The organism is Pseudoalteromonas luteoviolacea (genome assembly GCF_000814765.1).
Classification (GTDB): domain Bacteria; phylum Pseudomonadota; class Gammaproteobacteria; order Enterobacterales; family Alteromonadaceae; genus Pseudoalteromonas; species Pseudoalteromonas luteoviolacea_H.
This window is the reverse complement of record NZ_JWIC01000007.1, coordinates 232,361-246,759: the sequence shown is the minus strand read 5'-3', so window position 1 is coordinate 246,759 and position 14,399 is coordinate 232,361. Positions and strand designations below refer to the sequence as shown.

The 14,399-nt window shown below is 40.6% G+C and carries 13 protein-coding genes; 2 read left to right on the top strand and 11 right to left on the bottom strand.

Translation table 11 applies throughout. From position 1 onward, the window contains the following. From phrB to JF50_RS15535, 7 genes are all read right to left on the bottom strand, one after another. Positions 1-1,383, bottom strand: coding sequence for a deoxyribodipyrimidine photo-lyase (gene phrB, locus JF50_RS15565; protein WP_039610352.1), 1,383 nt, complete (start codon positions 1,381-1,383; stop codon positions 1-3). Continuing rightward, the gene (locus JF50_RS15560; RefSeq protein ID WP_039610351.1) at positions 1,380-2,336 is read right to left on the bottom strand and encodes a YbgA family protein; all 957 of its coding nucleotides are present in this window, start codon (positions 2,334-2,336) and stop codon (positions 1,380-1,382) included. Before JF50_RS15560 ends, phrB begins: the two co-directional genes overlap by 4 nt. Positions 2,337-2,350: 14 nt before the next feature. Next, positions 2,351-3,031, bottom strand: a complete 681-nt coding sequence (locus JF50_RS15555) for a ChrR family anti-sigma-E factor (protein ID WP_039610350.1) — start codon at positions 3,029-3,031, stop codon at positions 2,351-2,353. Continuing rightward, the gene (locus JF50_RS15550; RefSeq protein ID WP_039610349.1) at positions 3,024-3,647 is read right to left on the bottom strand and encodes a sigma-70 family RNA polymerase sigma factor; all 624 of its coding nucleotides are present in this window, start codon (positions 3,645-3,647) and stop codon (positions 3,024-3,026) included. The genes JF50_RS15555 and JF50_RS15550 overlap by 8 nt, the downstream gene beginning before the upstream one ends. Positions 3,648-3,705: 58 nt before the next feature. Next, the gene (locus JF50_RS15545; RefSeq protein WP_039610348.1) at positions 3,706-4,278 is read right to left on the bottom strand and encodes an LON peptidase substrate-binding domain-containing protein; all 573 of its coding nucleotides are present in this window, start codon (positions 4,276-4,278) and stop codon (positions 3,706-3,708) included. A gap of 105 nt (positions 4,279-4,383) precedes the next feature. Continuing rightward, on the bottom strand, positions 4,384-4,689 hold the full coding sequence (locus JF50_RS15540; RefSeq protein WP_039610347.1) for an MGMT family protein: 306 nt from the start codon (positions 4,687-4,689) through the stop codon (positions 4,384-4,386). Further along, the gene (locus tag JF50_RS15535; RefSeq protein ID WP_039610346.1) at positions 4,679-5,572 is read right to left on the bottom strand and encodes a LysR family transcriptional regulator; all 894 of its coding nucleotides are present in this window, start codon (positions 5,570-5,572) and stop codon (positions 4,679-4,681) included. The genes JF50_RS15540 and JF50_RS15535 overlap by 11 nt, the downstream gene beginning before the upstream one ends. 107 nt (positions 5,573-5,679) lie before the next feature. Here JF50_RS15535 and JF50_RS15530 point away from each other — a divergent pair, with 107 nt between their 5' ends. Further along, positions 5,680-6,759: an efflux RND transporter periplasmic adaptor subunit gene (locus tag JF50_RS15530; protein WP_039610345.1), complete on the top strand. Its 1,080-nt coding sequence runs from the start codon at positions 5,680-5,682 to the stop codon at positions 6,757-6,759. A gap of 2 nt (positions 6,760-6,761) precedes the next feature. Beyond that, complete coding sequence (locus JF50_RS15525) at positions 6,762-9,830, top strand: efflux RND transporter permease subunit (RefSeq protein ID WP_039610344.1); 3,069 nt, start codon at positions 6,762-6,764, stop codon at positions 9,828-9,830. Between the two features lie 31 nt (positions 9,831-9,861). On the opposite strand, the gene rluF is transcribed toward JF50_RS15525, so the two are convergent. The 4 genes from rluF to JF50_RS15505 form a co-directional block, all read right to left on the bottom strand. Further along, positions 9,862-10,758: a 23S rRNA pseudouridine(2604) synthase RluF gene (gene rluF / locus JF50_RS15520; RefSeq protein ID WP_039610343.1), complete on the bottom strand. Its 897-nt coding sequence runs from the start codon at positions 10,756-10,758 to the stop codon at positions 9,862-9,864. A gap of 121 nt (positions 10,759-10,879) precedes the next feature. After that, the gene (locus tag JF50_RS15515) at positions 10,880-11,968 is read right to left on the bottom strand and encodes an ABC transporter substrate-binding protein (protein WP_052262353.1); all 1,089 of its coding nucleotides are present in this window, start codon (positions 11,966-11,968) and stop codon (positions 10,880-10,882) included. Then, positions 11,969-13,057, bottom strand: a complete 1,089-nt coding sequence (locus JF50_RS15510; RefSeq protein WP_039610342.1) for a DUF418 domain-containing protein — start codon at positions 13,055-13,057, stop codon at positions 11,969-11,971. Further along, positions 13,057-14,274: an EAL and HDOD domain-containing protein gene (locus tag JF50_RS15505; protein ID WP_039610341.1), complete on the bottom strand. Its 1,218-nt coding sequence runs from the start codon at positions 14,272-14,274 to the stop codon at positions 13,057-13,059. The genes JF50_RS15510 and JF50_RS15505 overlap by 1 nt, the downstream gene beginning before the upstream one ends. Positions 14,275-14,399: the final 125 nt, after the last annotated feature.

The window sequence follows — 14,399 nt, the reverse complement described above, 5'->3', positions numbered from 1 at the left end:
CTATACCTTAAATGCATCAAGCGCTCTGGCTCTCGCTTCTTTATGTTCAACTATAGGTGCTGTATAACAAGGCCTGCCAACAGCGTTAATATAATCATGGGGAAAATGAATATACTTAGCTGGCACCCATTCTAATTCTTGTACATATTTACGAATAAAAGTTCCATCAGGATCAAACTTTTCACTTTGGGTTATCGGATTAAATATTCTAAAATAAGGTTGTGCGTCGCACCCCGTACTCGCTGCCCATTGCCAACCACCATTATTTGCGGCCAAATCACCATCAATGAGCTTACTCATGAAGTAAGCTTCACCTTTACGCCAATCAATTAATAAATGTTTAGTTAAAAAGCTCGCAACTATCATTCTCAGTCTATTATGCATCCACCCGGTTTGATTCAGCTGTCGCATGGCCGCATCAACAATAGGATATCCTGTGTTACCTTCACACCATGATGAAAAGGCCTCTTCGTCATCTAGCCACTGCACAGCATTGTATTTTTCATTAAAATTATTGCTTTTGCACAGCTTTGGAAAGATATACATTAAATGACGATAAAACTCTCTCCAGAGTAATTCATTTATATAAGTAAATGCAGAAGTTTTAGTTCTATATAATACGTCCGGGATCCGTTGTTGAATTCGGCCAATTAGATCCGAAGCAGATATAACCCCTAACGCAAGGTAGGGACTCAACCCTGAAGTCCCTTTAATACTAGGCACATCTCGATATTCACTATATTCGTTTAACTTTTCATCTAAGAACTGCTCGATGACCTGTGAAAGTATATGGTCATCCACAGGCCACTTATCAGAAGCACCGTTGGTAACTAACAAGTCTGGAGTTTGCCAAGGAATAGGCTGATTTACTGAGCGAATATACTGACTTATTGGGAAGGTATACTGTGAATACTGCGATAACCATGCTTTTTTAAACGGGGTAAAGACCTTAAACATCTCTCCATTTTTAGTAACGACACTACCAGGTGGGCAAAGAACGTCACCATCATATAAACGCAGTTCAGCACCGAGTGACGTGCACAGTTCATCACGGTTTAACTCGTTAATTTCGTACTCTCTATTGGCATAAATATGAGTAAAACCATGCTGAGTTATAAACTCTTCAAGTTTACTTGGTAATTGCTTAAAATCTTGTGCATCAATCACATGAAGCTTTATACCTAACTCTGCCAATTGACCACCAAGATAATCAATACGCCTTTTAACTAAATCAATTTGTATTTCACTGGTATTGTGTATCTGCCATTGTTTTTCACAAACAAAAAACAGCGCCTCAGTGGCGCCGTTGTTAATCGCGTCTTCAAGCGCTTGGTTACCAGATAACCTCAGATCGCGCCTGAACCAAAAAAGTGCTTTGCTCAAATTGAGAACCTTAATTTTAAATCATGTGGATATGGGTCAAAATACACTTGCTGTTCTAAATAAGACTTAGGGTGAACTCGTAGGTGATGCTTTAATAGAGTCAACGGCACATTTAATGGCACCAGCCCCATTCTATATTCATCAATGGCCTCAACCATTTCCGCCTTCTCGATACTTGATAATTCGTTTTTAAAATAACCTTGTAAATGCGCCAGCGTATTTGCTTGTGCTTTTCTGCTTGCAGGCTTTTTCAACGCAGTCATTAATCCTGAGATATATTGATGCGCCACTACAAGTGACTCATTAGGATCACCTTCAGCAAGTAAACGGCCAAGCGTTCTATATGCAGCGTAATTATGGCTCATAAGCAAATATTTATGTTTGGCATGAAACTCTGTTAACATATGTTTCGTAACGTCTTGCTCCATTAATTCTTGCCAAGACTTATACACGAACACTCTCATTACAAAGTTCTCTCGCAAGTGCACATCGTTCAATCTGCCGTTTTCCTCGCATGGAAGTAACGGGTTATGACGCATTATCTCAGCGGCGAACGCCCCAACGCCTTCAGCTGTCGCACCAGTGCCTGTGTCGTTATATACTTTCACACGCTCCATGCCACAACTTGGACTTTTGGCGCAAAAAACGAATCCAGACAACTCTTTCGCTTTTGTTTCAGCAATTTTCTTACCGTATTCCGTGAGTTTCGGGCCAACATCTTGTGAACCATCAGGTCTACATACTTTAATTGTATCGCCAAAGCGAACTTGCCTTATGGTCTCACGAGGAACAGGCATACCGATGGCTACTTCAGGACAAAACTTAACAAACTCTACATGCTTGCTAAACTCATCCATACAAAAGTTTGAGCGTTTATGTCCTTTGTCAAAGCGCACTCTGTCTCCGCCTAGACATGCACTTAATCCGATCTGTATAGGTGTATTAAATTGCATACTTAAATCTCTCCCTAGTAAATCAGCTTACCAATAGGATTTAGAAGTTTACTTAACCCTTTGTTAAAATGCAGGGCATTGTCGACTAGCGTAAAGCACAAACAGCCTTCTTCAGTTTTGGGAGTATGATTATGTCGCCCATCTAACATGATAAAATCACCGGGCACATATTTCCCACTTTCGTCTTCAAATGTCCCATCTAAGAGTAATGTTAGCTCAAAACCAGTATGTGTGTGTTCTGGGATCTCTCCACCAGGCTTAATATGAAGTAAACTACTTCGCATTGGACCTTCATCCAGTTCGAAACGGGCGCGAGATACCTTGCCAGCATTGATAAAACTACCTAACTTCAACGCAGCAATGGCTCTTGGCAGTTGTACAGATTTATCTTGATAATCAAACATCGTTACTTCGTGAGGAACAACTTGTGAATCGACTTCAAGAGACGTAATGTCAGCCATCATAGCGTCAAACAATAAATCATCCTCTGTTGACAAGGCTTCATCACAGTCAATAAGTATGTCTGACTGATTACTAAACAGCTGCGCCGCTTGTTTTGCTTCAATCGCATCTACTTCACACTGACATTTGTCACAAAGTTCAATATGAGCAGCGATGGCCACACTCAACCCTGCTGGCAATTCTCCAGCAAGGTGCTTGTGCATTAACTGCTTAGAGGGATGATACTTAATCATGCTGCTCTCCCAATTCAACTTTTAACTTCTTCAAGGCTAAGCGCAGCCTAGATTTTACCGTACCTACAGGGATCCCTAGATGATGTGCAAGCTGTTCTTGTGTCATGTCTTCAAAATATACCCCAACCACCACATCTCTTTGCGCAGCTGGCAAGTTTTTAATTTTTTCTTTAAGTTGATTTGTTTGTAGATGGTCTTTAAAACTTTTTTCACACACTTGCTCGTCATGGAACAAGGGCCATATTTCTTCACTTAAATTATCTTCTCGATTGCTTTTTACTTTTCTAAGCGCATCAAATGATGCATTTCGCATAATCGTGTATACCCAAGTAGTTGCTGCACCTTTATCTTGGTGGTAAAGCTTGGCCTTTCTCCACACTGACGTCATTGTGTCCTGCACCAATTCCATTGCCATTGCTTCTGAACCAAATTGCTTGATACCGAAACGCTTTATTTTTGGCGCAAAATAAGAGAACAAATATGCGTACGCTTTTTTGTCCGCATCATTTGCAACTTTAACTAATGCTTGAGTTAACTGCTCTGAAGGGGTTTCTTGCATCCCTTGGTTTATACCTTTTTTTGTGCGGCAATCACGTGATTGCTCTAAACTAACCATAATGTAACACTCTCAGCCAGTAACATAGTAGACTATACGGCACGCTTTAACATTAAGATCACTCTTGTTCGTCAAAAACTTCAAACAAAACACCTGCAACCGCTTGATATGTTCGACAGCTTTGAATTTTTTGCTTTTGAGGCAGCGTGAGAGGCAACAGCTCCAGCCATCTGGCTGCGACCCAAATCGGATCCGCATAATTTTTCTTTTTGTACAAATCATTGAGCTCAGTGTTTACCACAAATAAATCTCTCAACAAGTCAGCCAAGCGTTCGTGATAAACAAAGCTCTCGCTACCAAGCTCCCACAATGGCTTATCGACAGTCTCACATGAACCATATTTTAAGTTCATATCGTCAACAGTTACATCCGAGATCACTACTCTGTGCCGAGCATAAACGTCTATGAGTAACTGACCACCACTGTCTTGTGAAAAGTCAACAATTTCAACAAATACACCTTCTCTCGACACGTCTGTGGCAGACGTTTTATCGCTGTGACACAACACAAAGCCACTGTGCTCTTTCATGGCCATTTTGACCATGTGCAAATAGCGAGGCTCAAATATGCGTAACCGTGTGTAACCCTGCGGTAAAATATATACTGATAAAGGAAAAAGTGCTCGTTTCATATTAACTTAGTTGTGATAATCTCTAAGTCTATTTACGCCAACGTGTTCTAAACCGATCAACCCAATTTCCGAAATTATCTCGATGCTTTCTTATCAAGATATTAATTAACGCCACAAATATTTTTGTAGAGATATTTTTCCATTTAGCAGCAGTACACCCTCTGCTTGAAGCTTAAAAGACTGAGTATTAAACTTCTCACTGCCTGTTGGGAAAGAAATTTTTCCCTGACTGTTAATCACCCTGTGCCAAGGTAAAGTACTGTCATTAGGCAAATGCTTCAATAGGTAGCCCACTGAACGCGCATGCTTCGGTGCGCCTGCAAGCTTTGCTATTTGCCCATAAGTAGCGACACTCCCTTTCGGAATAGCGCCTATAAGTGTGTATACATTTTGTTTGAATTCATCGTTCACGATACTGTTTACCTAACTCTTTAAATCCGTCCCATAAATACTGTGCTACAGAACCATGATGCGGTAACTGTCTTCTAAACGCATGTATATCGACAGTGAACTGATCTTGCCTATCTGATACCCTTATTTGTTCAAGCAATCCTTGCTCTAACTCTTTCTCACAGTGGTTTAATGTCACAATCGCAAAACCAAGCCCCTGTAATAAAAACATCTTGATTGTTGCAATGTCATCAAGTTTCATGACACTGCGACTTTTTGAGTACTCTAGGCGGTCGCTATCAAACTCAAATCCACTCTCTGTCATTGCTAAACAAGGGTACTGATTTAACGCTTCGAATGTTAGTTTGCGCGGCAACAAACCTTTTTTGGCAACCAGGCCCAACTTTACTTCACCAATAGCGACAGACTCTAAGTCACCGGTTGCATGAAACAAATTAAACCAAGGTCCGACTCCGATATCTGATAGTCCTTGATTCACTCTATCGAGTGCAACAAAGCGCTTACCGCTGGTGATTTCAAACGCTGTAGACGGGAACTGCCTAAACGTACGTTTAATAAGCTCATTACAGTTGTAGTCATAACTCATTGCTTCATAGCAAATATTAAACTTGGGCTCGTTTCCTTGAGCAAAATCCGCAGCCATTGATTTAAGGTTTTCATGATGCTCAATCAACTTTACCGCTTCTTTATAAAAGCGCTGCCCTTGCTCTGTAAGCTTAATTCTATAGTCTTCTCTAGTAACCAAGGGAAATCCCAACTCGGTACTAAGCCTTTTTAAAGCTTGTGTTACCGCGGGTTGTGTTTTGAATAGACGTTTGGCCGCATCATTGAGACTTTGAGAATGCGCAACCACATGGAGCACTTCTAAATCCGACAACTTCATAAATTTTATTTATTAAAACTCTAATTTTTTATAATTTTTATTTTAGTACTATTTTATATATCCTGCACTACATTATCTTAGGAGTCATATATTTCGGAGTAACTTAAGTGTTTAAACGCGTACTCGTATTATCTTCCGCACTTTTACTTGGTGCTTGCCAAGATGAAGTTATCCAATCACCAAATCAAGACTTAGTTAGGCCAGTCAAACTGCATACGGTCAGCGATCCAGCGGCAGCAGCTATAAGACATTTCCCAGCAGAAGTTGTCGCAAATCAAGGTTCATACCTCGCATTTCGTGTCAACGGTGAGCTTATCGACTTTCCCATTTTAGCGGGCCAAGAAGTGAAGAAGGGTCAACTACTGGCCAAATTAGATCCTGAAGACTTTGAGTTACAGTTCCAACAACGCAAAGCCCAATATGAGCTCGCTACATTACAGCTAAATCGTATTGAGTCGTTGTTCAACAAGTCAACAGCAAGTAAAGCTGAATACGATCAAGCGCTCGCAAATAAACAAGTCACTGAATCTGCGTATAGAATTGCTCAAACAAATCTACAAAACAGTGAACTACGCGCACCATTTGATGGCACAGTTGCGAAAGTATTTGTCAAAAACTTTGAAAATATCGTTGCCAAACAAAACATTCTCAGACTGGAAACCCGTGACCGCATGGATGTTGTCATTCAAGTGCCGGAAAAACTTGTTGCCCGTGTAAACAAAGATTTAGACTATCACCCAACCGTTATTTTTGATGGTTTTCCTGATAAATCATACTCATTAACCATCAAAGAGTGGGACACTCAAGCAGATCCAGTTACTTTGACATATAAAGTCGTATTTTCACTTCCAATTCCGGAAGATTTCAATTTATTTGCAGGTATGACTGGCCATGTTTATATCGACCCTAGCAAAGTCATGAACTTACAAAAGAGCGCGCTGTTAGTACCTAACGAAGCCGTTTTCTCAGCTCAGGATGAACAAATAGATAATAATCACTACGTTTGGGTGTTTAACACGAATACAAACACAGTCAACAAACGTCGTATAACGCTGGGTGAAATGAGAGCGTCGAGTATTGAAGTTTTAGATGGACTTAAAGCAGGTGAAGTTGTGGTAGCCGCTGGCGTACATCACCTAAAAGAAAACTTGAAAGTGAGGCCTTGGACAAAAGAGCGAGGCTTATAATTATGAGCTTAGCAAGTTGGTCTATTGAAAATAAAGTCATTAGCGCAATGTTTGCCGTGCTGCTATTTGCAGCAGGTGGTGTTTCATACTTTGGTCTCGGCCAATTGGAAGATCCTGAGTTTACATTAAAAAAAGCCATGGTGATCACAGCCTATCCTGGCGCATCGCCACAGCAAGTAGAAGAGGAAGTCACCTACCCAATTGAAAATGCAATACAGAGCTTGCCGTACGTTGATTATGTCACCTCAATTTCTTCTCCAGGCAAGTCTCAGATTTCAGTTGAAATGAAAAGTACCTACCGGAAAGAGGATCTCAAACAAATATGGGACGAATTAAGACGCAAAATTAATGATCTTACACCGCAACTGCCATCTGGTGTACAACCGCCCACAATTATGGATGATTTTGCTGACGTATACGGTATGTTATATGGCGTTACTGGCGCTGGTTATACGTATGATGAGCTCAAAAACTATGTCGACTTTTTACGTCGAGAGCTTGTATTAGTAGATGGTGTCAGTAAGGTCACGGTGGCAGGTGAACAACAAGCCCAAGTCATTGTCGAAATCTCGACCCAAAAAATGTCACAGTTAGGGATTTCTCCTAATCATATTTTCTCATTACTGCAAACGCAAAACACCGTGTCGAATGCAGGTAAAATTCGCGTAGGCAAAGAATCAATTCGCCTACACCCTACAGGTGAATTTTCAAATGTATCTGAGCTAGAGAATTTACTAATATCTCAACCAGGTGCGAGAGAACTGATCTATTTAGGCGATGTTGCTACGGTCTCAAGAGAATACCAAGAAGTACCTAACCACATTACTCGCTTTAATAATGACAGGGCTTTATTGGTCGGTATTTCGTTCACTTCCGGCGTCAACGTGGTTGATGTGGGCGTAGCAATTAAAAAGCGCCTTGCAGAATTAGAATATCAAAAGCCTTATGGTATTGAAGTAAATAGTGTTTACAATCAACCCGCTGAAGTTAAAAAGTCAGTGGATGGCTTCATTGTGAGTTTATTAGAAGCCGTAGCAATTGTTATCATAGTATTACTCATTTTTATGGGTGTAAAAAGCGGTATCTTAATCGGCGGTATACTCCTCCTAACCGTTTTAGGCACTTTCATTTTTATGAAATTGTTTGCTATCGACCTACAGAGGATCTCACTGGGTGCTTTAATCATCGCATTAGGTATGTTGGTAGATAATGCCATCGTAATAACAGAAGGTATTTTGATTAACTTAAAGCGCGGTCAAACGAAAGTGAAAGCGGCGGTTAATATTGTCGAGCAAACCAAGTGGCCGCTATTGGGGGCAACCGTAATTGGTATTACAGCATTTGCACCAATTGGATTGAGCTCAGATGCCAGTGGTGAGTTTGCAGGTTCATTATTTTGGGTGCTCTTTATTTCACTGCTACTTAGCTGGGTAACCGCCATTACACTTACTCCTTTCTTTGCAAACATACTTTTTAAAGAAGAGATTAAATCAGGTAGTAGCGAGCACCAGAACGATCCTTATAAAGGGATTATTTTTACCGCATATAAGACATTACTCGCATTTAGCTTACGTAATAGGTGGGCTACTGTGGTCTTCATGGTTATTTTGCTTGGCAGTGCGGTGGTTGGCTTTAAATCTGTTAAGCAATCATTTTTCCCTGCATCAAACACGCCGATGTTTTATGTGGATTATTGGAACTACCAAGGTGCAGATATCCGCGCAACTTCAGACAATGTTAAAAAGCTCGAAACATTCCTAAGACAGCATGATGCCGTAACAGACGTCACAGCAACAATTGGTCAAGGTGCGCCAAGGTTTATGCTCACATACAGCCCTGAAAAGCAATATGACGCGTATGGACAGCTCATTATCCGAGTAAAAACACGTGAAGATGTCACTGACATGATAGCAAAGGTCCGTGCTTTTTCCGGAGAAAATGAACTGGATGGACAACTGAAAATAAAGCGTATGGAGATAGGCCCTTCAACGGATGCTAAAATCGAAGCGCGCTTCTCAGGTCCTGATCCTGTGGTTTTGCGCCAATTGGCAGCTAAAGCTAAAACAATTTTAGAAAATGACCCTGGCGCGCACAGTATAAAAGACGATTGGCGTCAACGAAGCAAAGTGCTTCAGCCCGTATTTAATGAACAAAAAGCTCGTCGTTTAGGGATCAGCAAAACCGATCTAGACCAGTTACTGCTGACTAGCATCTCTGGTAAACAAGTTGGGCTATACCGTGATGGTACACAAATGTTACCTATCGTCGCACGTTCTCCTGAAATAGAAAGGTACAATGTTGAGAACTTACAGGACTTACAAGTATTTAGCCCTGTACTCAATGTATACGTGCCGGTAAGCCAAATCGTAGATAAATTTGAAGTTGTCTGGGAAGACAGCTTGATCATGCGTCGAGACCGAAAGCGCACTATCACGGTCATGGCTGACCATGATGTTATTGGCAACGAAACACCTGCCAAACTATTTGCCCGAATAAAAGCAGATATTGAATCCATTGAGCTACCTGTTGGCTACAAAATGGAATGGGGCGGCGAGTATGAATCTTCGTCTAAAGCGAAAACAGCCATCTTTGGCTCGCTTCCTCTGGGCTATTTAAGTATGTTTATGATCACAGTGCTACTGTTTAACTCCGTTAAAAAACCTTTAGTCATTTGGAGTACTGTGCCATTGGCCATTATTGGTGTAACAGCCGGGTTAGTTGCTTTTCAAGCCCCATTTAGTTTTATGGCACTACTTGGACTGCTTAGCCTTTCTGGTATGTTAATTAAAAATGGAATTGTGTTGATGGACCAAATAAACCTTGAAATCGACAGTGGTAAAACGCCTTATCAAGCCGTTTTTGATTCTGGGGTAAGCCGTGTAAGACCTGTATCGATGGCTGCCATCACTACGATATTGGGTATGATCCCACTGTTATTTGATGTGTTCTTTAAATCAATGGCGGTAACAATTATGTTTGGACTTGGCTTTGCCACCGTTTTAACCTTAATTGTAATCCCGGTTGTTTATTGTTTGGCATTCAAAATTAAAGCACCAGAAAACGCGCAATAACAAAGTAAAATGGCCGCAATTGCGGCCATTTTTATCTTTTCAGTGAAAGCGTCCCTTTAACACGATCCGGCTTTTTACCTGATCTTCTTTTCGGTTTGTCTGGTCGTGTTTGAGTATTCTGATGCTTGCCACGTGGCTTATCTGATGCACTACGATTCTGATTCAACGGCTCTTTTGGCCTTGTTCTTTTTTTATTATCAACCGATGCTTCTTCCGTTTTAGAAGAACCTTCTATAGAAGCATTGATCTCAGACATTTCCTTTTCGCTTAAATGACGCCATTCACCTGCTCTAAGCCCATTGAGATTTACATTCATGATCCTAACTCGTTTCAGCGTTTGTACTTCGTAACCAAAGTACTCACACATTCTACGGATCTGTCTGTTTAGCCCTTGTGTAAGGGTGATTGTGAACTTTTTAGGCCCTGTTTTTTTCACAAAACATTTTTTTGTCACAGTGCCAAGAATTGGCACGCCTGAACGCATGCCATGAATAAACTTATCATCAATGGCTTTATCAACAGTAACGATGTATTCCTTTTCGTGATTGTTTCCAGCACGCAAAATTTTATTAACGATGTCACCTTCATTGGTTAAAAAGATCAGCCCTTCAGAAGGCCTGTCCAATCTGCCAATAGGAAAAATACGTTCAGGATAATTTATTGCGTTGACAATATTACTTTTTATTTTGCGCTCAGTGGTGCATGTCACGCCAACAGGCTTGTTGTAAGCGATATAAACGCGTTTCGGCTTGGACTTTAAAGGCTTATTATCTACCAAAATATTATCTGCATCAGTGACCTTTAAGCCCATTTCGGCAATCTGACCATTCACAGACACGCGGCCTTCACTGATGAGTGTATCTGCTTCTCTGCGGCTACAAAATCCAGTTTCACTGATATACTTATTTAATCGTTTTGGTGTATCCACGCCATTCTCAATGTTCTAAAAAACGCTGATTGTATAATGATTCCAACTTAAAATGAATCAGAACACTCTAGTACACATCACTTTATCACGAAAGAGGTCGTGACTTTCGCTGAAGTAAGAGTTAGTTTTGCGTTTTCCTCAACTGTTCAGGCGAAAAATCATATGACTTCGATGCAGAATCTAAAATACTTAAATCCTTATAATTAAGCTTCGACCAATCAGGAGAAGACGAAATCCATAGATATTCATCAACATTGTCACTTGTAATTGCAGAAAGGTGGAAAGTAATTGCATTGCTTTCTAGCCAATATTTCGCGCCATGATGAAAATCAAAAAGAGAAACAAGTGCCCAGCCCCCCATCATGAAATGTCCGCCCACTGAAGCCGTTAGTGTGCCTTGTTCAATGAGTCCTAAACTATCAGACAACCAATCAAATCCCCCAATTGCCACTTTATCAGCGTTATTTTTTACCAATTGTCTGACTGCTGTTTGCGCACCCATGGCCATTAAATCTGAAGCGCTCCAAATAATGTGAGTTTGAGGATAACGCTTAAATAGACGTTTTGTTTTTGAGTAAGCTTGCTCTTTTGACCAACTTGCATGCACCGTTTGCTGAAGGTTTATGTCATGCTCTTTGAAGTAATCTGCTGCACCTTGATTTCGTTTATCTGACTCACTTCCATAATGCCCATTGATTGCTAATCCATTGACCTGTCCCTTATGTCCATCAGCAAGCACTTTTTGGTGTAATGATTTTGCCAAATCATAACCTGCTTGGTAATTATCAAAGTATATTTCACCTAACCAATGCTCAAAACGCTTTTTGGGGAACCCTATTTCTTCTTTCTCAAGCCCGGTAATGGTTTGCTCAAGCGTTATAAACTTAATGCCATAATTATTAAGCATTGTTAGGGTCTGTTCCGCTCCACCAGGATAAAGCATTAATATGACATAGTCAGGGCTCGCTCGATAATCGAGGTATTTTTTAAGCTCAGCCAATTGAATGTGACGATTACCATCCCCATAAATCACATCAATGTTAACGTCGAGCTGAGCTGCCGCATTTTCTGTGATCTTCTGAACTTTCCCCCAAAAAGGCTCTCCTTCTAAAGAAGGGTTAACAAACAGCACAGAGAAATTACTTTTGGCTTGAGCCACATACGAAAACCCCAGCGTGAGTATGAGACAAAACACTTTTATCAACGACATTTAATACTCTCTTCTGTTTAAATAGGCCTGACAGTGTGCAATGAACCACTCCGCAGGGCCCCTCAATGACACTCGCCACAAACACCACACTAGTGCTAATTGTAGGATAGTAAAGCTTATAAATAGTAAAAAATAGTCCGTATGCGTGAAATAAATCTTCCATGTAGGGAAAGCAAACTGAAAAAGACCTACACCAAGCACAGACTGCATCAAATAGAGTGAAAGAGCGTTTTTGCCTGCGTGTGAGAGAAGCGATCCCTGAAAAACTTTACTGTTACGGCAATTGAGTATAATGCAAACGACAGCAACACTTAATGGGATGGCAAATAACCAGTTCAATAACTCATATATCACTCGATAATCTGCTGACAACAACGCTCGAGCAATACTAGAGCTAACCACTGATATGGGCATCAATAGGAATAGACAGAACCTTATTGGTACAACCGCTTTGAATTGCCAATAGGCCCGATATAGTAATACACCAATTATCATCAAACCAAAGACATACCAAAGCGTAATCGTAGGAAGCAGCATCAACATCGATAAGTAATTTTCAAAGTTAAACGCGAGGAGCCCTAAAAGACTAAATCCAACTTCATCCAAATCCAGTTGGTAACTATTCGTTGTTTCTCCCCCTTGATAAATTAATAAAATGAGGATTCCGATTGGAATTAAGATACTACAAGCGGCAAGCTTCATCAAAGTGCGCGTGTCTAACTTCATGACAGATAACACAAGCAAACCAGAAAGTGCATAATTGAGTAAAATATCCCCCGGCCACACTACAAAGCCATGAACGCAGCCAATCGCGCCTAAGATGAAAAGGCGACTTTTAATTTCAGCAGCCCTACCTTCCTGATGCTTTGCATAGACCAAGCACAGTGAGACTCCGAATAAAATGCTAAAAACAGTTCTAAACTTACCATGTGCGAAGACATCCACTAAGTAACTGATCAGCTCATCATTCCACTGAGTGCTTGGCGCAACACTGCCGGAAGTAAAATTCGACATGTACATCAAGTTCGTGAGGGGCAAGCCGAGCACGGCAACCCCTCTAATAAAGTCAATCGCCTCTACTCTGCGCATTAATAGACATGGTCACGGTACATATCAGCCCAGTTTACAGCCTGAGCATGGAAATCTGGCAAATTCTCATCTGAAATATTCAGCATGGTGCATGCCTCTTGCATCGCCCACCAGCTCCCACTTTCATAAGCTTTCACTGTATTTAATATATAATATAGCGTGTTAGGCTCTCCAACTAACGCATCTCTGAGCACTTCAGGAAAGGGCAATCGCTCAACGACGACATCCATTGGTTTATCTAAAATCGCATCAAGTAAAGAAAACAAACCTGTTAAAAAGCTCATACTGGCAAGTGACGGCGCTACTTGCCTACTCAATAACTCACAAAATCTAGAGCGTACAATACTTAAACGCGTTAACTCTGTTGGCTTGGTTTCGGCTACATGCGCTGTCATAATTAAGTTTACAAATTTAATTATCCGTTCATGACCAAGATATACCAACGCTTGTTTCAGAGACTCAATTCGGTTTTTAATCGGAAATACACCAGAGTTAATTAACCTAAGCAACTTATATGCTAGTGCGGTATCTTGAGCAAAAAGTTCAGCTATTCTAGGTATATTCATATTGGGTTTTAACGCTTCTGCGTATATAAGCATCACTATCGCGTAATTTATCTCAATATCGTTCTGTGCGATCATGGTCGGTTTCGCGAAAAAATACCCTTGAAAAAAACTAAATCCCATTTTTTTTGCAGTGATAAACTCTTCTTCCGTCTCAACCTTTTCAGCTAATAACTTTAAGTTTTTACGTTTTTTAAGCTGTTCAACCAACGGTCTTATCTGCTCCAACGGCGTTTCAACCAGATCAAATTTGACCAAACGAGCCAGTTTTAAGAATGGCTCCCACTCTTTCGAATAGTTAAAATCATCTAATGCCAAGCGATAGTTACTGTGAAATAGCTGCCTGACTTTCTCGTAGTTTTCGCTTGTTGGAGCAATCGTCTCTAGCAGCTCCAAAATAACATCATCGGCGGGTAAAAATCGAGCAAGCTCCTGATTTAAAGAGTCTTCTCCAATATTTATTAGTGCTTTTTTCCCTGAAGTTAAATAACGCGTCCCAAGATTTAGTTGGTTGTCCATTATTAACTTAGCTGTAGCAGCATTTTCAGCGACATTAGGAAAGCTGTTTTTTGTGCCATCACGAAACAATAGCTCATAAGCTACTACGTGCTTTTTGCGATTAAAAATGGCTTGTCGAGCCACAAACACTTTCAAATCATCGCTCCTAGCTATACTGTATAAATAACAGTACTTTTGTTTTATGCTTTTTTATTATTTTAACCCGAATTTCTGATAAATAAAATCAAACTAAAACATTAAAGTACTAGTTTTGTAACACT